Raw genomic sequence first — 21,113 nt, 5'->3', positions numbered from 1 at the left:
TTCTAAATTTAGTTTGCATAAGCCCCTTTGAGACCATTTATAAAGTTGTTGTTGCCTGCGTTATCTACGTGATAGTGATAACCTCTAGTGACATCTGTATGACCGCGAAGCTCATCAAGATCTGAAGCAGCGATTCCTTCTTGATTTTTATTTTCATAGATTCCGTGTCCATCTAGTGCATATCCTATAAGTGCGGCGTGACCATCTTCTTGTTCTACTTTTAGGCTAATGCCCGTTGCTGCGTGATAGTGATATCCTTGGTGTACATTAATATGACCTCCCGCATCATCAAATGGGGCTAATGTATAAGCTCCTAAAATGTTATCTACTGGTGCTGGTGCAGAAAATTCAACTCCGTTAAGGGCGATACCTCGCGTAGACGGTGCACTATTTTGTCCAGGAGGTCCTCCTGGGCCTGTAGCAAAAAGTGTGGAAGTATTTTGTAATACTGGAGTTATAGGTATTAGGTATGTTTGAGATATATCTGTGATATAAGAAGGTAAACATTCTACACAAAAATTTTCATATTCTTCACCCACAGCAGGGTTTGCTGCATTTATACAATCTTGTTCTGTGTCTGTGACGTATATGTCACCATTTTCATCATACATTAACCAGTTGTCATCTTCATAAAAGGCTGCCATATTTTCTATAAAAGCGCCATCTACATCATAAACTTCGCCATTTTCTAACCAGATCCCTCCCGCGTCTGCTCCATCTGCTATGTTATCTGGACACCAAGGCCCCATCTCGTGGTCAGACGGAGTACTGTTTGTGATAATCTGATAGCAATCTGTATTTGTGCCATCTGAGAGTGTGCAGGGTACAATGGTTAAGTTAACACTGTTTGTTGTGAAATTTTCTGGGTTCACATTTACAACTATTTCGTCACTATTGTTATCGCTATCCTGATTAGAATTGTCATCATTAGAACAAGATGTGCAGCTCATCATTCCCAAACAAAGGATGATAATGGCACTTAGGTAGATTTTAGAATGTTTCATAAGTATAGTTTTGCTGGGTTATTTTTCTTTTTTTAAAGTGTTTATATCTGCTATAAGTTGCTGTACAGATGTTTTATTGAGACCATTGTAAATACCTCGTATATGTTTGTCTTTATCTATGAGCACAAAATTCTCAGTATGTAGAAACTCATCTTCGGTTTTATTGAGACCTAAATCTTCCTCTATGAAGTATTGATTTCTACCTAGATCATATATTTCATCTCTTGACCCTGTTACAAGGTGCCATTTATCTTTTGCAACTCCGTTTTGACTTGCATAGTCTTGAAGCACTTCGCTTGTGTCGTGTTGAGGGGTTACAGAGTGTGAGATTAATAGTATTTCTGGATCATCTATAAAGGCTTGCTGAATTGAAGCCATATTTTTTGTCATTTTTGGACATATGCCTGTACAGAATGTAAAGAAGAAATCTGCTACGTATATTTTATCTTTAAAGCTATCTTGTGTGATAGTATCATTATACTGGTTATATAATTTAAATGGTGGTACTGTATGTAAGGTGTCGCTAGTGGTATAAGATGCATCTAGCCATAATGGAGTAAATGTGGCTTCGTTATAATACGGGAGGATTTCTACACGACTTGAGGTTGTGTTTGTATCTGTACAGCTTATGATGCTTAGTATAATGATAAGGCTAGCGCTCCACAAGTTGCACTTGCTCATCATCCAACTGAAAGCAGAGATTTGCTCTTTTGAGCCCAAATATTCTTCCATTTTTTGCTTCATAGTTGTTATAGATTTTTCCGTTTTCTCTCCAAGATTGCTGTAGTCCTTCTTCTTGACCGTTTACAAGGGTAATTACCTTAAACTTAACGCCGCTTGTATACCATTGATATTGCTTGCCGTGGGGAACCCCATTTTCATAATTTGCAATAGATCGTTTGTTTCCATTATGCCACCAGGTGCTGGCCTTTCCATCACGTATCCCATTATTATAATTTGCTTTAAAACTCAGAACCCCATTAGAGAAGTATTTTTCTTCAGCGCCGTGTTTTTTTCCTTTCGCGAAAGCAGTCTTCTCAGAGATAGTTCCATCAAGATATATGCTTGTTGCAACCCCTGTAAAAGGCTCTCCCTTATAATAGAAAAGCCCTTTGTGGAGGTTTAACTCGTTTAGTGTGACGGCTAATTCAAACTTTGAGTTTACTGAGGGTGTATAGTTTGTGACTTTTGCCTCAGTATTACGGTTACAGCTTATAATCAATAAGCATATTATGAGTGTTAGGCTATAGTATCGCATTTGGGGTGCCTTGATAATCTCCAGGAAATATGATGTAGTACTGGTTAAGATAAAGATCATCTTGTATGTGGTAATGATACTCCTCTTGATCTGTGTGTTGTGTGGTTGAGGTATGCCCACCAGATGCATCTAGATCTTCTGGATAGCTACCAGTACTTGAACAAATACGACCATACACAAAAAAACCATCGCTTATAATCCCTATAAGGTTGTCATCATTGTTGCTAAAAGCCTTTGGCTCTAGGTGATAGTGATAACTTTGTGGACCCGTGTGTGCTGCTGTGTAGTCTAGGGATGGTACGGCGTCATCTAGAGGTACGTTAGGGCCTTCTTGATCATCATAAATCATAGCGCCACTTACAGCAATACCTATAGGACCAAGACCTGTAGCCGTGGTAGTACTTGCTAGTTGTGGTGATGAAGAAACGGTAAGAGAGTATGAACCATTAAAATCATCTATATTACCAGGTGCCATCATCTCATAAGTTGTGAGAGTGGGCTCTACAAAGAGTGGGTGATTCTCATCTGCTGCTGGTGTTACGAGTACATTACCCATAGGATCTGTAGCGGTACGCTCTGTAGTATTAGACCAGTAGGGAGAGGTATGGTTAGGGTAACCATTACTCTCTATAATAACATTAGAACCGCTTAGTAGGACTGAAACATTATCTTGATCAAACTCTGCAAAGGCTGCGTGAAGCTCTGCGGTTGTATCGCCGTCATCTGTCGTTGTAGTAGTGTCATTATTATCATCATTACTACAAGCTACAAGTATCACAATTGCACCACTTAGTAGTAGTGAAAGTGCTGCTAGATTTTTTTTGATGGTCGATTTCATAATTGCTTTTTAAAGGGTTTGTTTTATAAATGTACCGTGTTTGTCTATGCTGTTTTTTAAAATTCTGTGAATGCTAGTTAGTTTTAAGTGAATGGTCCTAAAAGCTGTATCGCAGGTTTTTAATGCAGATGGTTAATTGTTGAATAAGTGAAAAAAAGGAAACTCCATAATTTCTTATGGAGCTCCCTAACCAAACATCAATCAAACAATTTATATACTATTTCTTACCTCTCGGTTCTCTTCTTTTAGGTTTTGGAGCTTTTTTGAACTCCTTTTCTGTGATAAAACCATCTTCGTTAGTATCTACTTCTTTAAAAGCCTCTTTAAGTGGTCCTTTTATTTCTGACTTGTCGAGCTTATTATCTTCATTTGCGTCCATATCTTTAAGTAATTGTGCAAATGTAGGCGGCTCTTTTCTATCATTATTTCTTTGCCCTTGAGCACAAGAAACAGATACAATACCTAGCGTAAATACAATCGCTAGTGCGCTCATTTTAAAATTTATCTTTTTCATAATAATTGTTTTTGTGTTACGCTTATTTGACTCCAAAGTTGGCAATTAGTTAATTGCAAATAGGCTGTTTTCTGCCAGTTGCCTTTGGTTTTCTGCGAGTGACGTATTACTATCTATAAATGAGATAAAACAATAGCTGTAATTGCCTCAAAACAGCGATTGTATGAATTTTTATTTACGTTATTTGCGCTATGAATCTATTAGGAAGATATATTTCTCAGGTATTATTATGGCTAGGAGTCTGGAGTACGCTCTGGATATCTGGCGGTCGCGATGATATATTTATAAGAGACAACGGTCTCGCATTAGTATTACAAGTGTTGATTTTATTTGGTCTAGTATACTATGTAGTGCCTCGCTTATTGTTTAAAAAGAAGTACCTCTACTTTATTGTTGCCACAGTGCCTGTAGTGATACTATGTGCTTATATCTCATCAGAGTTTGCACCTACACCTGTTAGAAGACCGCCACCTATGGGTCTTCAAGGTGGAGCTCCTGGTAAGTTGCCTTCTCGTTTTTTTATACACTTACTAGTCCTTACTATCTCAAGTGTTACAGCTATTTTACTAGAGACATTTATTTATGCTCAAGAAAAAGAAAAGAGTTATGCATATGCTCAAGCAGAGCTAAAAGAAGCAGAGCTTAAGTTTTTAAAAATGCAAATCAACCCTCACTTTCTCTTTAACGCGCTAAATAATATCTATGCACTCTCTGTTACAAACTCAGATAAAACGCAAGAAGGAATAAGCACGCTCTCTCAAATGTTGCGATATGTGCTGTATGATTGTGAACGACCAGAGGTATCACTTGGTAAAGAAGTGGAGTATATAGAACATTACATTGCCCTCTTTAAACTCAAAAGCAGTAAAGAGTTTAATATAGGTTTTGAACAAGATATCACAAATGAAAATATACAAGTAGCTCCTATGCTATTTGTTCCTTTTATAGAAAACGCTTTCAAGCATAGTGGGATAGAACTAGGAGGTAGTAACTACGTATTTATTTCGCTTAAAGCGAAAGAAAATCACATAGACTTTTATATAGAAAACAGTATGCCTTCAAAACCGCTAGTTACAGACGGAGCCGGTGGTATAGGTTTACAAAATGTAGAGAAGAGACTGGAGATTTTATACCCTCAAAAGCACAAGCTTACTATAAAAAAATCTGATACCTTTAGTGTAGCTTTAAAAGTAAACTTACAATGAGCACCATAAGCTGTATAATAATAGATGATGAAGAGCTAGCAAGAACCCTACTAGAAACCTATGTAGAAAAGGTGACCTATCTCAATAGTATTGGTTCTTTTCAAAATCCAATAGAAGCCTTGTCATTTATAAAAGAAAATCCTGTAGATCTTATATTTTTAGATATACAAATGCCTGAGCTCAAAGGAACTGAATTTGCGAGCATCATTGCTACAAACAAGAGTAAAGTGATATTTACAACAGCATACTCTGAGTATGCATTAAAGGGTTTTGAGCTTAATGCTCTAGACTACCTACTCAAACCCATTACCTTTAATAGGTTTTTAAGTGCAGTAGAGAAGTTTCCGTCACAAGAAGTATCAGTAGAGTCTTCACATCTAGTCATAAAATCTGGATATGATCTTTATAAAATTGTTCCAGACGAAGTGCGCTATATTGAGAGTGATAGCGAGTATGTAAACTACCATCTAGAAACTGGTAAAAAGATAATCGCAAACCAGTCACTAAGTAAACTTATAAAAACCTTACCAACCTCATTTTTAAGAGTACATAGGTCTTTTATAGTAAATGGTAATAAAGTCACGGGTTTAAAAGGACGCGATCTTATTATAGGAGATAAAAGAATACCAGTAAGTGATAGCTACTACGATACGGTGAAGAAATCATTATTTAATTAGTACTTTTAAGTACTATGAAAACAACTGCTGTACATATATTATGCACTTTGCTTTTGGCACTAAGTGTCATAAGCTGCAATGAGCAACCTCAAGTAAGTTCTGTAAGCCCAGAAAACTGGGGAGCAAGAACGGCTACAATCCCCACCGGTGATACGCTAGCTGTAGGTAAGACGTACCTGTCTATCTATTCTCAAATTTTTAGTTACTCAGAGCATAAAACGCATAACTTGACCGCTATGGTAAGTTTGCGTAATACTAGTGATACAGATACGATATATATAACAACTGCCTCTTATTATGATACGCACGGCAAGTTAGTGCGCTCTTATTTTGATAATGCAATATACCTATCACCACTTGAAACTACAGAGATAGTGATAGATGAAAAAGATGTCACTGGAGGTACGGGGTCTAATTTTATATTTGAGTGGAGTACACCTGCAGGAGCATCAGAGCCGCTTTTTGAGGGTGTAATGAGCTCTACTATGGGTCAACAAGGATTATCTTTTACCACCCAAGGGAAAAGAATCAAATAGGTGAGTAGCTATAAAATTATTCTCTAGCTTAATAGATTATTAATCTCATCATTAGTAACTACAGGGTTTGCACCAGGTTTACCAGCAACCAGGCTACCTACTGCACAAGCAACTTCTAGCGCGTCTTCGGCAGTCTCACCAGAGAGAAGCCCAAAAACTAATGTTGCCAGAAAGCTGTCTCCAGCACCTACAGTATCTACCACCTTTGCAGGAAAACCTACTTGTGTATGTATGCCACCTTTATGATAGAGCATCGCACCTTCAGACCCTAGCGTTACACAAACTGTAGGAGTCTCTGTCATTGCACTGAGCATTTTTAACTCATCCTCTAGTGTGTCACCCTCTATGCCCATTGCCATCACGATGAGCTCAAGCTCTTCATCATTAAGCTTTATCATATCTGCCGCTTCCATTAGGCCCGCCACAATCTCAAGATCATAATGAGGAGCACGCAGGTTAAGGTCAAAAACAGTAAACTTAGATCGTTCGGCAAGTACCTCAATAGCTTCAAGATTTACAGCAGTTTCAGCCATAGTACTATCTTCATCAAGAGCATCAAGTATATTTCCGCTTTCGCGAAAAGCGAGACTACCTATAATAAGAGCATCTGCAGCGGTGACTGCTTCGGCATTTTTTTCATTCCAAGCGATAGCATCCCAAGCCGTGTCTTGAGCAATCTCATATGAGGCACTTCTAGCTTTGTCTAAGGTGACCTTTACTTGTCCTGTAGCTTTGTCATTGCGTTGTATCAGAGCCGTGTCAAGCCCTTTTTCCTTTATAAGCGCCAGCGCTTCTTTACCTAAAGCGTCATTTCCCAAAGATGAGATCATAGATACATCTACCCCAAAGGAGTGTAAACGTAGCGCAACGTTAAGTGGCGCTCCGCCTAGTCGTTTCTCATCTGGGAAAACATCCCATAATATCTCGCCGTAACTGGCTATTTTAAGTGGTGTATTAGGCATCTGTAACAAGCTCTTTTTCTAGTTCTTCTAGGGTACGTCCTTTGGTCTCTGGCATAGCAATAATTGCCCATAATAGTTGGAGTACCATCATTCCTGCAAAGAAATAATAAATATTCCAAAGATGGTCTCTCATTATGCCTTCTTTATCATCTATAAAAAATGGAGTTACGAGCGTTATGATGGCTGCAAAAACCCAGTGTGTGCTCGTACCCCAAGATTGCCCATAAGCGCGTACACGATTCGGAAAAATTTCTGAGATAAAAACCCATATAACAGCACCTTGTCCTATAGCGTGTGACGCAACAAAGGTACATATGAAAGTAAGTAAGAGTGCCGGGCTTAGTTGCATCTGGAAACAAATACCTACCATAATAAGGCTTACAATATAGCCTACAGACCCTATTATTATAAGTTGTTTTCTTCCTAGCTTGTCTAGTAATCGCACGCCTATAAATGTAAAGATGAGGTTTACAATACCTATCGCAATAGAGTTAAAGAGCGACTCAGAACCGCCAAGACCTGCTTGTTCTAATATTTGTGGAGCATAATAGAGCACAAAGTTGATACCAGATAACTGATTGAAAAAAGCAATAAGGAAACCTAACCATAGTACTTTTGAATATTTCTTTTGGAAAAGATTTTCTGAGGTTTTAGTTTGCTGTAAGTCTAGTTTTATTTCTTCTAATCTAGACTGTGCAGCCTCAGCTCCTTCATATATTTTTTGTAAAACAAGCATTGCGCCTGCATCATCTTTTTTCTGTAGTACGAGCCACCTCGGGCTGTTAGGCACTTTCATCACCATAAGCGTATATATAAGTGCAGGTATAGCTTCTACACCTAGCATCCATCGCCAGTCGTTTGTACCGTCTACTCCTTTAAGCAGCCAGTTTGACACAAAGGCAATGAGGATACCAAAGACAAGCCAGAACTGATAGAGACCTCCCAGTTTACCGCGGTTAGACTCAGAGCTTATCTCAGATATATAAATAGGTGCCGCCACAGATGAGACTCCCACACCAATGCCTCCTATAAATCTAAAAGCCGAAAATGAATACGGGTCTTGTGCTAGCGCACAACCTACGGCAGAGACAAAAAAGAGGATTCCTATCCAGAAGAGTGTCTTTTTACGTCCTAATTTTTTAGTAGGAAAACCACCTAGTAGAGATCCAGCCACGGTCCCCCATAATGCCATACTCATTATGAAAGTACCGTGCATAAAAGGCGATAAATTCCATAACTCCTTTATGGGTGAGTTTGCACCACTTATAACTACGGTGTCAAAACCAAATAAAAAGCCAGCGAGGGCTACGGTAATACTCCATTTTGTAATTTCTTTCATATGCCTTGTTTAGGGTGATGAGAGGTCGCGTGCTTCTACACTACTTCCATATTCGTTTTATTTTACTCACTTTTAAATTTGCGATTGTAGCATTCTCACTTGTAAATGTGAGTGCGGTAAAAGGTGTGGTAGGAAAAATTTGATCTGTAAATACAGTGCTCCCACCATCTATAAAAATCTCAATAGATGATGCATCCATTACAATACTATAAGCTACATCAGTAGGGCTGTCAATAATGGCTGGTGCTGTGTGAACTTTATCGCCAAAGGATGGTTCAAAGCTTACAATGCCAGATTTTCTCCGGTCTAGATAGTAGCTCTTTGTGTTGCTGTTATAACCAAATTTTACTGATTCCTTATTGACATTTGTAAAGTTGAATTTAAAGTCATCTAGTTTACCAGGTATTTTAAAATCTAAGCGTTGCTCATTATAATTTTTACTAGAGAGAGACATTCCATTCTTCATCGTATCGTGTACTACGGTTGCATAGGCATATTCATCTAGAGAGGTGACGGGATAGTTTTTAAGGTAAAAGCCATTTGTGTTGTTTTTATGAAGAGTAAGCTTTCGCGAAAGCGTCATTGCACTTCGCCACGCTTCTGTAGGAGTGTCACGGGCATAGTTCCAGTTGCTCATCCAGCCTATAAACGTACGTTCTGTATCTGGTAGTCCATTAAAGGTAACGCCGGCATAGTTATCTGTACCGTAGTCTAGCCATTTTATTTTCTTTTGGTTTGTAGTAAATGTGGTCCCGTCAAAGTCACCTACAAAATACTGAGTTCCCGATCCACCATTTGGCGCGCCAGGATTAATACTTATAATCAAGACCCACTTAGTCTCATCGCTTCCCTCAACTTTGAGCGGAAACAAGTCTGGACACTCCCAGACGCCGCCGTGAGCTCCTATATTTTTTCCAAACTCACTCATAAGAGTCCAGTTTTTAAGATTTGGGCTACTATAAAATTTGGCGTGATCGCCAGCGACAAGTGTCATCACCCATTGCTCAGTATTTTCATCCCAGAATACTTTAGGATCTCTAAAATCTTTGATGTTTCCGTCATTACTTATAACAGGGTTGCCACTGTATTTTTTCCAGGTTTCACCTTCATCTAGACTATAAGCTATACCCTGAGTTTGAAAATCTTTGCGTCCTGCTTTTTCACCCTCCATAAGGTGATAGGTAAAAATAGCAACCATAGGAGGATTGTCTTTTGTCCCTAAGCCAGAGGTGTTGTGTATATCCATCACAGCGCTACCAGAAAAGATAAGACCTAGCTCATCTGGATACAAGGCAATGGGTTTGTGCTCCCAAGAGATAAGATCTTTTGAGGTGGCGTGACCCCAGTGCATAGGCCCCCAGACTATGTCTTCTGGGTAATGCTGGTAAAATAAGTGATAAGTGCCGTTGTGGTATAAAAGCCCGTTTGGGTCATTCATCCACATTGTGGGAGGAGTGAAGTGGTATTGAGGGCGATAGTTTTCGCGAAAGCGGTCTTCTACCACTGCCACTTCATTTACAGGAGTTGTTTTTTCTTTACAACCTATAAGAGTAAAAAGTGCAAGAATGATAAGAAGCTGCTTCATTTTTTGACTAGTTTTTAGACATAAATTGAACAAGTAGATTAATTTAAAATGATCTAAATGCTATTTAAACCATCCTAAAATAGGGCAAAAATTCACATTTTGATAATAAATATAATAACTTATTAAGAATACATCGTTTTCGTACCCAAAAGGATTTGTTTAAATTGTACTATAGCTTTTAGTAAGCCTATTTTTACGATACCATTATGAAAAGAAAACTCACCTTAAAATTAATTGCCAAAGAACTTGATGTTTCTATCTCTACTGTCTCAAAAGCACTGCGTGATAGTGCAGAGATAAGTGAAGACACACGCCAGAAGATTAAAGCCTTTGCAAAGCTGTATAATTATAAGCCTAATAATATCGCGTTAAGTCTTAAAAACAGGAAGACGCGCACCATCGGGATTATTATACCGCAAATAGTGCATCACTTTTTTACCACTGTAATACGTGGGGTTGAGCAAATGGCGAGAGAGCATAATTATAATGTGATTATCACCCTTTCTAATAATGATTTTGATAAAGAGGTCCTTAATATGGAGCTACTCGCAAATGGTAGTACAGATGGATTTATCCTTTCTTTATCAAAAGAAACAATGCAAAAGGACGACTTTAGACACCTCACAGAGGCTATTGATCAAGGAATGCCTGTTGTAATGTTTGACCGTATAGTAGATGAGATACCTTGTGATAAAGTCCTTATAGATGACCGCGAGGGGGCAAAGCTAGGCGTAAACCACTTGATTAAAACAGGTTGTAAAAAAATAGCCATCATCACTACCGAAGATTATATCACTATAGGAAAGTTACGTACTAAAGGATATATGGAAGCCCTTGAGTCTGCCGGAATTGAGGTAGATAAAGACCTCATTTTAAAACTAGATGCTATAGATGAGCTCAATGATAAGGCAAAGGCACGTATCAAACATTTCTTAAAAGGGAAGGACATAGACGGTGTATTTACGATAAATGAGATTTTTGCTGTCACCGCCGCCAAATATATTATGGAGGCAGACAAAAGCATTCCAGAAGATGTGAGTATCGTGAGCTTCTCAGATGGTGAGTTATCTCAACACTTTGTACCTAGCCTCACTACAGTAAGCCAGCACGGAGAAGAGATGGGACGTAAAGCAGCAGAGTTACTTATCAATAAATTAGAGCGACCAGAAGAAGAGGTAGAGCAATATACTACCGCATATATAGATACAAGTCTCATAGAGCGTGAGAGCACAAAGAGAGTAAAATAGTGCTATTACGCTTTCGCGAAAATTAAATACAAACACATCGAGTTATAACTAAACAGCTCTGATGACCGAAAACATATTAAAATTGAAAAAGAAAGCATTCCTTTTTGACCTAGACGGAGTTATAGTAGACACTGCAAAATTTCACTATCTCGCCTGGCGTAACCTTGCCAAAGAGATGAATTTTGACTTCACAGAAGAGCAAAACGAACTTTTTAAAGGGGTAAGTCGTGTGCGATCGCTAGAGATACTACTAGACCTAGCTTCATACGATGCAACTCAAGAACAAAAAGACAGGTGGCTCATCCAGAAAAATGAAGAGTATCTTAAGTACATCAAAGGGATGGATGACAGTGAGATTTTACCAGATGTGGTGAGAGTACTCGATTTTCTAGAAGAAAAAAATCAAGGTATTGCACTAGGTAGCGCAAGTAAAAATGCACGACCTATCTTAACTAAGCTTGATTTATTAGATAAATTTCAGGCGATTGTAGATGGTAATGATGTGACAGCAGCAAAGCCAGATCCAGAAGTATTCTTAAAAGGAGGAGAAGCTTTAAAAATTGAACGTACAGATTGTATCGTTTTTGAAGACTCTATTGCAGGTATACAAGCTGCAAACAGCGCAGGTATGATAAGCATAGGTATAGGAGAGCAAGACGTGCTACACGAGGCAAACTATGTTTTTAAAGACTTTACAGGGATGAGTAATGCTTTCCTTCTAGAACTTATAGAAGCATAAATTTTATCTAACTACAACTATCATCAAGTATGAGGTAAGCTCATACGTAAGACTACCATAATATGCATATAGATTATATCACTCCAAATGATTGGTCCATTATAGAGGATGGATGGAACCCAAATAACGTAAAATCATCAGAGAGTCTTATGGCGCTAGGTAATGGTGCAATGGGGCAACGCGCAAATTTTGAAGAAGATTATAGTGGCGCGACCTTTCAAGGAAGTTATATAGGAGGTGTGTATTACCCAGATAAAACCCGCGTAGGCTGGTGGAAAAATGGGTATCCAGAGTACTTTGCAAAGGTGCTCAATGCGCCTAGCTGGATAGGTATAAAAGTCATAGTAAACGGAGAGAGTCTGGATTTACATACCTGTAAAGAGATAAAAGATTTTCGTCGTGAGCTTGATATGAAAGCTGGTGTATTGTACAGAAGTTTTAAAGCCACCCTACAAAATGACGTTGAGATTGCAGTAAAAGCAACACGTTTTTTAAGTATGGAGATGGATGAGGTAGGTGCAATTAAGTACGAAGTGACACCTATCAATGTAGACGCTACAATAAGTTATGAGCCGTATTTAGATAGCGGTATAACTAATGAAGATTCAAACTGGGATGACAAGTTTTGGAACACGCTAGAAGTTTCAGAAAATGATGATATGGCTTTCATCACCGCACATACAATGAAGACGGAGTTTCACGTATGTACGATGATGCAAAACAAGCTTTTTATAGATGGTGATGAGATTACGCTTTCGCGAAAGCGTTCTCAAAAAACTGCAACGTACGTAGGTCACGAGTATGAGACAGATGTTGCCAGAGGAGAAACCTTTGCCATACAAAAAATAGGAGGTTATGTAAGTAGCCTTAATCACAATAAAGGTGGTCTCGTAGCAGTAGCAACAGATGTACTAAATAAAGCAACAGGCTTAGGATATGATGCTTTACTAGCTTCTCAAAAAGAAGCCTGGGCAAAAACCTGGGAGATGTCTGACATCACAATTGAGGGTGACACAAAAGCACAGCAGGGTATACGTTTTAATATCTTTCATCTTAATCAAACCTACACGGGGCAAGATAGCCGTCTCAATATAGGCCCAAAAGGGTTTACTGGTGAAAAATACGGAGGCTCTACCTACTGGGATACCGAGGCTTACTGTATTCCATTTTATATGGCTACCAAAGATCAAAGTGTTGCACGACAGTTACTCACCTATAGGTATAACCAGCTTGATAAGGCTATAGAAAATGCTCAAAAACTAGGTTTTACAAATGGAGCGGCACTATACCCTATGGTTACTATGAACGGGGAGGAATGTCACAATGAGTGGGAAATCACCTTTGAAGAGATACACCGTAACGGCTCTATGGTTTATGCTATATATAACTACGAGCGTTATACAGGAGATATGAGCTACATTCCAGAAATGGGGCTAGAAGTTATTATAGGTGTAGCGAGATTCTGGAGACAGAGGGCGACTTTTTCTAAGGCTAAGAATGCTTATGTGATTCTAGGGGTTACAGGTCCTAACGAGTACGAGAATAATGTAAATAATAACTGGTTTACAAACTACATCGCAAAGTGGTGTCTCGAGTATGCTTTTGAACAAGCAGAGTTGCTAAGAGATACTGCCAAAGAAGATTGGTCACGTATTTCTGGAAAAACGCATCTGTCTTATGACGAGATGCTTTCTTGGAGGTCTACGGCAGAGCAGATGTACTTTCCATACTCAGAAGAAAATGGAGTGTACCTACAGCAAGATGGTTTCTTAGATAAGGAATTAATCACCGTAGCAGATTTACCAAAATCAAACCGACCTATTAATCAAAAATGGTCTTGGGACCGCATACTGCGCTCTCCGTATATAAAGCAAGCAGATACCTTACAAGGGTTCTACTTTTTTGAAGACCACTTTACTAAGGAGCAATTAGAAAAGCATTTTGATTTTTATGAGCCATTTACCGTACACGAGAGTTCATTATCACCTTGTGTGCACGCTATACAAGCCGCAAAATTAGGCAGGATGGATCAAGCATATGAGTTTTACTTACGCACATCACGCTTAGATCTTGATGATTATAATAAGGAGGTAGAAGAGGGATTGCACATCACGAGTATGGCAGGTACCTGGCAGAGTGTGGTAGAAGGCTTTGGAGGGATGCGTGTAAAGAATGACACCTTATCTTTTGATACTAAAATACCTAATGCTTGGAAGGGTTACAGTTTTAAAGTAAACTTTAGAGGCCAGATTTTAAAAGTAGAGGTGGCTAATAATGCAACCAACTTTACACTGGTGAGTGGAGAAGGGTTAAGTATTCTTGTAAACGGAGAAAAGAGAGAGGTATTACCAGCTTAAAGAGCTGGTAAGCCTATAATTTTATAGGTGTACTATCTGTAACTGCATCCCCATTATATTCAAGTGTCCACCCTAGTGAGTTAGTAAGAAAGTATATTTTAGAAAGTTCTGAGATAAGTCTGTTTTGGGCATTTGAGTAAAGGGTAGAGTTTTTAACTTCCTTTTCAAGCCCTTTTTGCACGCGTGATTTTATGATATTATAATCTCGAGCATTAAACTGGTTGAGGTAGTCTTGTTGCACATCATAATATTCTATATTAGGATTAATCTTCAACTCAGGTTCTGGAATATTAGTAATGCGAACAGTTTTTGTGAGCTCATCGATTTCTGTAGCAACCTTAGAAAGGTCGTAAGCGATAGTTGCTTCGGCATTTACGACTACTAGGGCCTTTTTTGTAGCAGAAAGTACATCTACATAGAATTTTTTTGAATCTTCATAGGTAAAAACTTGGGCATAGTTACCTTCTGTAACGATGAGTTTCCCCACATTTTTTATTTGTTTCTCAATGAGCGCGGTGTTTGCTCTAAGTTGCTCACTTTCATCTTTTGTGTGTTCACAATAACGCACACCAAAAACAATCACAAGTGCAAGAGCTGCCCCAAAAAGTATTTTACGCATAATAGTTTATTATATAACCAAGGTACATAAAATAAAAAGCCGCACGTAAGTGCGGCTTTAATGAGTTTCTAAATCCCCCAATTTCGATTCTCATTCTAATGATGTAAATGTAATTGCTTCTTTAAGTTTTAGGTAGGGGTAAATGCCCCTAATTAAACATTATTTAATAATTATTCCGGTTGATTGTAAGAGGCCTGACAGGTTGTTTTTTGAGAAGATGGCTCCTTTAAGCATATTCTTTGTGGGATCTATCTTGTAGTCAATAGCAGTTGTAAAATCTGCTTTAAGTAATCTAGTTTGCTCAAATGTAGATCCCGTGAGAAGGCACTCTGTAAATACTGCCTCGCTTAGGTCTGCGTTAGTAAAATCTACTTCGGCCATAGGGCAGTGTAGAAAAGTTGTTTTTTTAAGTGGTAATGCGGTGAAGTTTGAGAGGTTTAGAACGCTTTCGCGAAAGCGTAATCCCAACATAAATATATTGCAAACACTAAAATCTGCTCCTAGCAGTTTACAGCCGTCAAATAAAACTTGATTGAGACTAGTACCACCAAACTTTACATTTGTGAGGTTGCAATTTATAAATGTGCACTCTAAAAAGGTGCTGTTTGAGAGATGAAGGTTTTCAAAATTACACTCCATAAATGTGCAATTATCATACTCTCCTTTTTTAAAGGGTTGCTGGGTATAGTTTATACCTGTAAACTCTTGATCATCATAATAAGAGCTCATATTAATCTATTATAGGCATATAAACTTCGGTTTTCCAGCTACTCTCGTTTCCAGCCATATTTGGATTATTATGAAATACTTCGGTAGGCTTAGGGTCTACCTTAATGTTGTTGCTTTTTGCATAGTTAAGTAAGGCATACCAGGCACGGTCTGATGTAATATAATTACCGTTATAAATGGCTTTAAGAGCTTTTTTTGCTGGTCTTTCTCCGTACTTTATATCTTTTACTTGAGGAAGTGAGTCGCTCTTAATTAATGGGAAGGCAAAGCGATACTTTATGCTGTCTGTCTTACGGTTCCAGTCTGTAACTTGTACAAATGGACGTCCATCTAGGGTAACATCATAACGAGCCATTGTATTCTGTAAGTGGCTTATGTCTCTCATCATACCGCCAGCTTTAAGTATCTGTAATTCTTCTACCTCTGTATATGCATAAAACTTTGCAGGTAGCTCTTCTTGACCTATAACTCTCACTGTAATCCTGTCTAAATGGTCTTGCAGTAACTCATTAAATTGTAGTACGGTTGCAGTTGCACTTTTTTTAAAGTTTGTGTTTTTAAAAAGTCCTTGCAATCTATTATTTAATGAATGTGCAGGGTCTGTAACGTGCACGGTGACTTGAGATAGAGAGTCGTTTATTTTTTTAATATGCCACTTATAGATATGTGTTGAGTCTTGTACATTAAACTCTTGAGTAAGTTGTGTATGCTCATCTCCTAGTTGTACATCTGTTGTGATAGCACCTTCTTTCCAGTTCTTTATAGATTGTTCTATAGTACCTAAAGTGGTTTTGGCTTTAAACTTTGCTGTAAAGTCTCCTGGTTTTATGAACAAGAACCAGGCGCAAAAAACTACTAACAGTATTGCGACAAGTATAATTACCTTTTTCATAAACAATTATTAGTTTACAGAAACTGCTGTTTCTACTTTCATATCAAGTTCTGATACTACAAATTTACCTAGATCTTTACCTTGATTAAGGCCTACGTCTACAGCAGCGCGGTAGTGTATACCACCATACATACGACTTACAGCTGCCTCTTGAGCCGCAGCTCTAAACGATTTAAAATTACGTATAGGTAGGCCGTAAGCAATCTCTGTATCATCATTAAAAGAAAAATTATTCCCAAAAATACTAGTAAGACTCTCTGCCGCAGCACCAGAAACTACTGAGTGACCACTTACGTACTCTGGGAAAGGTGGCGTTTGTAAAATAGGTTTCCAAGAGTCGTCTATGTGATCATTTATAAGCGTCTCTGGGCGTATTAAATTAGAGCGGTACTTCTCGTCCCAACAAGAGATAAAAGCATCATACATTGCTATGGTAGTCCTTGTATATGCATATAAAGTGTTGGTCACATCAAAGCCTGCTTTTTTTGAGGCGATTTTTGTGATTCCTACCCAGTGACCACCAGGAGTTATCTTTTTTGTAGCAAACATTAAGTGACCTCGTGTAACAGATACATAAGGATTACAATCCCAAAACTGTGCTATGGCAATCTCCTCAGAGTTGTCTCCATCTTTTGTGATTTGCTGGCTTATGTCATAGACCTCTTTAAGCTCTTTATAAAAATCTGAATCTTTTTCTAGTGAAAATGCTGGTGGTGGTACAGGCTTAAACTGGTCTGCAGCATTAATTACAAATGGTCTTATTTTATTCCAGTGTGGCTCAATTCCATCCATATAAGCGGGTGGTGTAGGTTGCCATCTAGAAGGCTCGTCAGAACGCACAGAGAACTTAGGCATTGTGCGAGTTTGTTTATAATTATCACCATCCATCCACGCTGCAATATGATTAGACACTTGTAGACCATAATCTCTTGACTGCACAAACTCCTCTTCATTAAGCTCTTGCCATCCTGCATAAAGGCTATCTCTATATACCTCTATATCTTGCTCAGAAAATATAAGGCGTTTACTCATATCCATATGTGCTACTAGCGCTGCAAGCTCATAATTAATAGATGCATCTTTTGCTGGCGCTGGGATGGCTGTAAAGTTTGTAAGCTGGCCAGAAAGTGATGTAAATGATGGGTTATTTACAGCTAGTATCTCATAGGCCGCAATATTAGGGTATGCATAAATTCTACTAGCTACTGGAGGCGAGAAGATATCGTGTATAATTACTTCTGTAACTTTATCTATCGCATTATGAAAGTGATCTGGTGTAATCACAATAGGCTCACTCTTTTTTGAACAAGAGCTTAAAGTAATTAAAGCAGTAAGTAGGACTATGAGTGTGTACTGTGTTTTCATTATTGTGTAGTTTCTATTGTATATACCTGTGCTGGTTCATTATTAAATGTAACGAGCAGGTAATTTATGTTATTATGTGTTATGATAGATAGCTTACGAACAGACTTTTGAGCAAAATCTACGCCTAGGGTATACCCATCTATTATTTCTTGCTCTGATTTTATAAGCGCACCAGAAAAAGAATCTAACCTACCGTGATACGGTTTTGTGCCAAAATAATTTCCCCCTACGAGGGCCTCTTTTTTTCCATCATTAGTAAAGTCAAACACTACAAAATCTAGTAGAGGAGCAACTTGTAATGATGATGGGAAAGGTACAAAAGTAAAGGAACCTTTTTCATTTTTTAAGTATCCGGACTTTAGAGTGGTAACATTTAATTCTTGAGCCTTAGATAAACTCTTGGCACCTATAATCTCTGAGATAGTTTTACCGGCAAAATCATTATTTGTACTGTATTTCTTTTTAAGGGATACAAGTTGTGTCGCTAGTTCAGGAAGATTTTGAATAGGGTAGTAGTTGCCATTTCTAGAAGTAGCAACCAGTGTTTCGGTCTGACCGTTGTTGTCAAAGTCTGCGTGATACATTTTGAGCGGCTCACCTTCTGTAGCTGTAAACTTGCTGTTAGTTCCCCAGTTGCCTAGCAAGTAATCCAGATCACCATCATCATCTATATCAAAAGGCGCTATGGTTTGCCATAAGCCAGTAAGCATCTCTGTTGTTAACTTCTCTTTAGAAAGCACGCCATCATTATTAATGTAAAATTGAGGTTCCATCCATTCACCTATTACAATGAGATCTTTCTGGTTATCATCGTTAAGATCTGTCCACACGGCATCTGTAACCATACCTATATTACCTAGGTTGTTATTTTTATCTACAGTGTATTTGCCATTGTTGTTTTTGAGGAGCACACTTTCTGGTGCTGTGCCAAAATCGCCAGTAATTACTTGATGACCTATAAACAAGTCCATATCACCGTCATTGTCATAATCATTTGGAGCGATAACAGAAGTGTTGCCTAGTAAGTTGAGAGGTTGCTTTGACAGGCTATCATCTAGTTTTAAGATATAATCACCTAGTGCAGTATTAGTAGCCGAAAAATCTGCGCCAGCGGTGCCTACTATAATTTTACCATCTTGAATGATTGCTGTTTTGTCTTCGGTTTTACTCTGTTTTTTTAAGGGTTCTATATACGCTTTCGCGAAAGCGGAATCTCCACCCAAGTATATTTGAGACGAAGTAAATTTTGAACTACCAAAATAAATATCATCCACCCCATCATTATTTATATCACCCACTGCGGTAGCTGGACCCCGATCTGAAAGTTGATAAGGAATTAATTTTTGACGGTTAAAGTCTATATAAGCATCTTCCTTGTGTGTGTAATCTATGCCTAGATTTCCTGGTGTTTTTGAGAAGAGTTTTTCATTTTTTGGCAATAAACTATGGTAATCAAAAGGTGTTGAAGCCCGTGGCGACAGCTTTACCAATGAATTAGTAGTTATGTTACGCTCAGTTTGATACGTGTTATCTGGCCATATAACCTTGAGAGAATCAATAGTCGTGTTTTTAGGAAGGCCAAAATGCACAAGAGGCTGTGACGATGCTTGAAATCCTCTGGCTGTATAGAGCTCTTTGTACTGGGTCTTACCTCCTGCATATGCAAATACTTTAGTACCTATCCCAAAAGGATTCTTAGCTGTGTACTCAAATTTGAGTTGGACAGATGTAGCCGTAGTATCTGTCTGGTTGATGTAGAGCGTTGCTTCTTTATTTATATTATTAACTACAATGTCTAGGTCCCCATCGTTATCTAAATCTGCAAGGGCAGATGCGCCAGAAACAGATGGTTGAGATGCTAGCCACGTCTGTGATTTATCTGTAAAGTTCAAATCTCCATCACCCTTAAATAACCTGTTTGGTGTTGCCCCGCTGGGCATAAGGTCTAGAGCTTCATTATCCAGTAGTCGGGACTCGTTAATGCGATTTTGAATTTTATCACTAGAGATAAAGTTTATAAAATCTAGATTGTTAGGTCGCTTAGGAATACCGTTTGCAATAAATAAATCTTGTAGACCATCGTGATCAAAATCTGCAAAAAGAGCGCTCCAGCTCCAGTCTGTAGCAGCAATTCCAGAAGATAGTGCTTGCTCTTTAAATTGATATCCCGGTTGATTTACAAAAAGCATATTACGGGTAAACTGGTAGTGATACCCAAAGCGTTCTGTGCGTAACTTTTGCGTTTGGATATTATCATCGCCTTCAGACGCTTTAAGAGCAACTTCATCATCTGGAAGCATATCTAATGAGATGATATCTGGGAAGCCATCACCGTTAAGATCTGAGTTGTCATTACCCATTGAGAATCTCGAGGTGTGTGGAAAGTGTTCTTTTAAGCTTTCGCGAAAGCGTACACCTCCTTCATTAATGTAGTAGTAATCATCTTCGTGAAAATCATTACCCACATAGATATCTGGCCATCCATCTTGATTAAAATCTGCCACCGAAATGCCGAGGCCGTAGCCATTTATGCCACCATAAATCCCCATCTGCTCACTTACATCTGTAAAGCGGTTACCATCGTTTCTGAGAAGTTTGTCGCCTGTCTTTTCTGTACGCTTGTTGCGTAGGGATGCTTTGCCAAAAGAGGACTCTGTGTGTATGGCGTGGTTGAGTAAATAAATATCTAGATCTCCATCAAGATCATAATCTAGCACTGCGGCTGTAGTCCCGTAGTCTTTAAAATCAAGTCCATAGGCTTCTGCCTGTTCTGTAAAAGTACCATCACCATTGTTTATGAATAACTCATCGTGACCAGTGAAATCATTTATACCCACCACAGCACGCACATAGATGTCTAGGTATCCATCTGCATTTGCATCAAACATAATAGCACCGGTACTCCAAGAGTTATTTCCTCCAGTTTTGGAGCTAGTTGTGATGTCTGTAAACTTGAGATTACCCTCGTTGAGATAGAGTTTGTTTTGTACTTGGTTGCCAGATAGGTAAATGTCTTGTAGGCCGTCATTATTAATGTCACCCACAGCTACGCCACCACCATTATAAAAGTAGAGGTAATCTAGTATGTTAAGGGAATCGCTCTCTGCAAGTGTATTTGCAAAGGTGACTTCAGTACTGTGTCCAGATGGAGTTTTGAAAAGCGGCGGGCTCTCATCTACAGTCTCGCGTGTACACGAGACAATGATAAGTGCCATCCATAAAAGTACTAGTGCACCTCTTCTCATAG

The 21,113-nt window shown here is 38.6% G+C and carries 19 protein-coding genes; 6 read left to right on the top strand and 13 right to left on the bottom strand.

The annotated features are described in order from the left end of the window. Positions 1–8 precede the first annotated feature (8 nt). The 5 genes from ACJJVM_RS06290 to ACJJVM_RS06270 form a co-directional block, all read right to left on the bottom strand. Positions 9–1,004 (bottom strand): YHYH protein, encoded by a 996-nt coding sequence (locus tag ACJJVM_RS06290; protein WP_405211128.1) that lies wholly within the window; start codon positions 1,002–1,004, stop codon positions 9–11. Between the two features lie 18 nt (positions 1,005–1,022). After that, positions 1,023–1,736, bottom strand: coding sequence for an SCO family protein (locus ACJJVM_RS06285; protein WP_405211127.1), 714 nt, complete (start codon positions 1,734–1,736; stop codon positions 1,023–1,025). After that, positions 1,657–2,262: a toxin-antitoxin system YwqK family antitoxin gene (locus tag ACJJVM_RS06280; RefSeq protein ID WP_405211126.1), complete on the bottom strand. Its 606-nt coding sequence runs from the start codon at positions 2,260–2,262 to the stop codon at positions 1,657–1,659. Before ACJJVM_RS06280 ends, ACJJVM_RS06285 begins: the two co-directional genes overlap by 80 nt. Next, complete coding sequence (locus tag ACJJVM_RS06275; protein ID WP_405211125.1) at positions 2,249–3,100, bottom strand: YHYH protein; 852 nt, start codon at positions 3,098–3,100, stop codon at positions 2,249–2,251. The genes ACJJVM_RS06280 and ACJJVM_RS06275 overlap by 14 nt, the downstream gene beginning before the upstream one ends. Before the next feature lie 217 nt (positions 3,101–3,317). Continuing rightward, positions 3,318–3,614, bottom strand: coding sequence for a hypothetical protein (locus tag ACJJVM_RS06270; protein WP_035326904.1), 297 nt, complete (start codon positions 3,612–3,614; stop codon positions 3,318–3,320). A 191-nt stretch (positions 3,615–3,805) separates the two neighbouring features. Between ACJJVM_RS06270 and ACJJVM_RS06265 the strand changes: the two genes are divergently transcribed. Genes ACJJVM_RS06265 through ACJJVM_RS06255 form a run of 3 tightly spaced genes read left to right on the top strand, consistent with a single transcriptional unit; the run spans position 3,806 to position 6,032 of the window. Next, positions 3,806–4,819, top strand: a complete 1,014-nt coding sequence (locus ACJJVM_RS06265) for a sensor histidine kinase (RefSeq protein ID WP_405211124.1) — start codon at positions 3,806–3,808, stop codon at positions 4,817–4,819. Beyond that, on the top strand, positions 4,816–5,496 hold the full coding sequence (locus ACJJVM_RS06260; protein WP_405211123.1) for a LytR/AlgR family response regulator transcription factor: 681 nt from the start codon (positions 4,816–4,818) through the stop codon (positions 5,494–5,496). The genes ACJJVM_RS06265 and ACJJVM_RS06260 overlap by 4 nt, the downstream gene beginning before the upstream one ends. 14 nt (positions 5,497–5,510) lie before the next feature. Next, positions 5,511–6,032, top strand: coding sequence for a DUF3124 domain-containing protein (locus tag ACJJVM_RS06255; protein ID WP_405211122.1), 522 nt, complete (start codon positions 5,511–5,513; stop codon positions 6,030–6,032). A gap of 23 nt (positions 6,033–6,055) precedes the next feature. Here ACJJVM_RS06255 and ACJJVM_RS06250 read toward each other — a convergent pair whose 3' ends face one another. The 3 genes from ACJJVM_RS06250 to ACJJVM_RS06240 are packed head-to-tail and all read right to left on the bottom strand — an operon-like array spanning position 6,056 to position 9,918. Further along, the gene (locus tag ACJJVM_RS06250; RefSeq protein ID WP_405211121.1) at positions 6,056–6,994 is read right to left on the bottom strand and encodes a carbohydrate kinase; all 939 of its coding nucleotides are present in this window, start codon (positions 6,992–6,994) and stop codon (positions 6,056–6,058) included. Beyond that, positions 6,987–8,333, bottom strand: coding sequence for a sugar porter family MFS transporter (locus ACJJVM_RS06245; protein WP_405211120.1), 1,347 nt, complete (start codon positions 8,331–8,333; stop codon positions 6,987–6,989). The genes ACJJVM_RS06250 and ACJJVM_RS06245 overlap by 8 nt, the downstream gene beginning before the upstream one ends. A gap of 40 nt (positions 8,334–8,373) precedes the next feature. Continuing rightward, positions 8,374–9,918: a glycoside hydrolase family 32 protein gene (locus ACJJVM_RS06240; RefSeq protein ID WP_405211119.1), complete on the bottom strand. Its 1,545-nt coding sequence runs from the start codon at positions 9,916–9,918 to the stop codon at positions 8,374–8,376. Positions 9,919–10,124: 206 nt separating this feature from the next. On the opposite strand from ACJJVM_RS06240, the gene ACJJVM_RS06235 reads away from it, so the two are divergent. From ACJJVM_RS06235 to ACJJVM_RS06225, 3 genes are all read left to right on the top strand, one after another. Beyond that, a complete protein-coding gene (locus tag ACJJVM_RS06235; protein ID WP_298352777.1) occupies positions 10,125–11,165 on the top strand; it encodes a LacI family DNA-binding transcriptional regulator in 1,041 nt (346 codons plus the stop codon). Between the two features lie 82 nt (positions 11,166–11,247). After that, positions 11,248–11,904 (top strand): beta-phosphoglucomutase, encoded by a 657-nt coding sequence (gene pgmB, locus ACJJVM_RS06230; RefSeq protein WP_298352780.1) that lies wholly within the window; start codon positions 11,248–11,250, stop codon positions 11,902–11,904. A gap of 62 nt (positions 11,905–11,966) precedes the next feature. Beyond that, a complete protein-coding gene (locus ACJJVM_RS06225) occupies positions 11,967–14,261 on the top strand; it encodes a glycoside hydrolase family 65 protein (RefSeq protein WP_405211118.1) in 2,295 nt (764 codons plus the stop codon). Between the two features lie 13 nt (positions 14,262–14,274). Here ACJJVM_RS06225 and ACJJVM_RS06220 read toward each other — a convergent pair whose 3' ends face one another. The 5 genes from ACJJVM_RS06220 to ACJJVM_RS06200 form a co-directional block, all read right to left on the bottom strand. Beyond that, entirely contained in the window at positions 14,275–14,880 is a 606-nt protein-coding gene (locus ACJJVM_RS06220) for a DUF4230 domain-containing protein (protein WP_405211117.1), read from the bottom strand. A 159-nt stretch (positions 14,881–15,039) separates the two neighbouring features. Beyond that, positions 15,040–15,609: a pentapeptide repeat-containing protein gene (locus tag ACJJVM_RS06215; RefSeq protein ID WP_405211116.1), complete on the bottom strand. Its 570-nt coding sequence runs from the start codon at positions 15,607–15,609 to the stop codon at positions 15,040–15,042. Position 15,610: 1 nt separating this feature from the next. Continuing rightward, positions 15,611–16,501, bottom strand: coding sequence for a GyrI-like domain-containing protein (locus ACJJVM_RS06210; protein ID WP_298352792.1), 891 nt, complete (start codon positions 16,499–16,501; stop codon positions 15,611–15,613). A gap of 9 nt (positions 16,502–16,510) precedes the next feature. Beyond that, positions 16,511–17,866, bottom strand: a complete 1,356-nt coding sequence (locus ACJJVM_RS06205; RefSeq protein ID WP_405211115.1) for a vanadium-dependent haloperoxidase — start codon at positions 17,864–17,866, stop codon at positions 16,511–16,513. Next, positions 17,866–21,111 carry a VCBS repeat-containing protein gene (locus ACJJVM_RS06200; protein ID WP_405211114.1) on the bottom strand — a complete coding sequence of 1,082 codons (3,246 nt, stop codon included), beginning with the start codon at positions 21,109–21,111 and terminating at the stop codon, positions 17,866–17,868. The genes ACJJVM_RS06205 and ACJJVM_RS06200 overlap by 1 nt, the downstream gene beginning before the upstream one ends. Positions 21,112–21,113: the final 2 nt, after the last annotated feature.

It is taken from the genome of Dokdonia sp. Asnod2-E02 (genome assembly GCF_045063915.1).
Taxonomy (GTDB): Bacteria; Bacteroidota; Bacteroidia; order Flavobacteriales; family Flavobacteriaceae; genus Dokdonia.
This window is presented reverse-complemented; position numbering and strand designations above follow the sequence as displayed.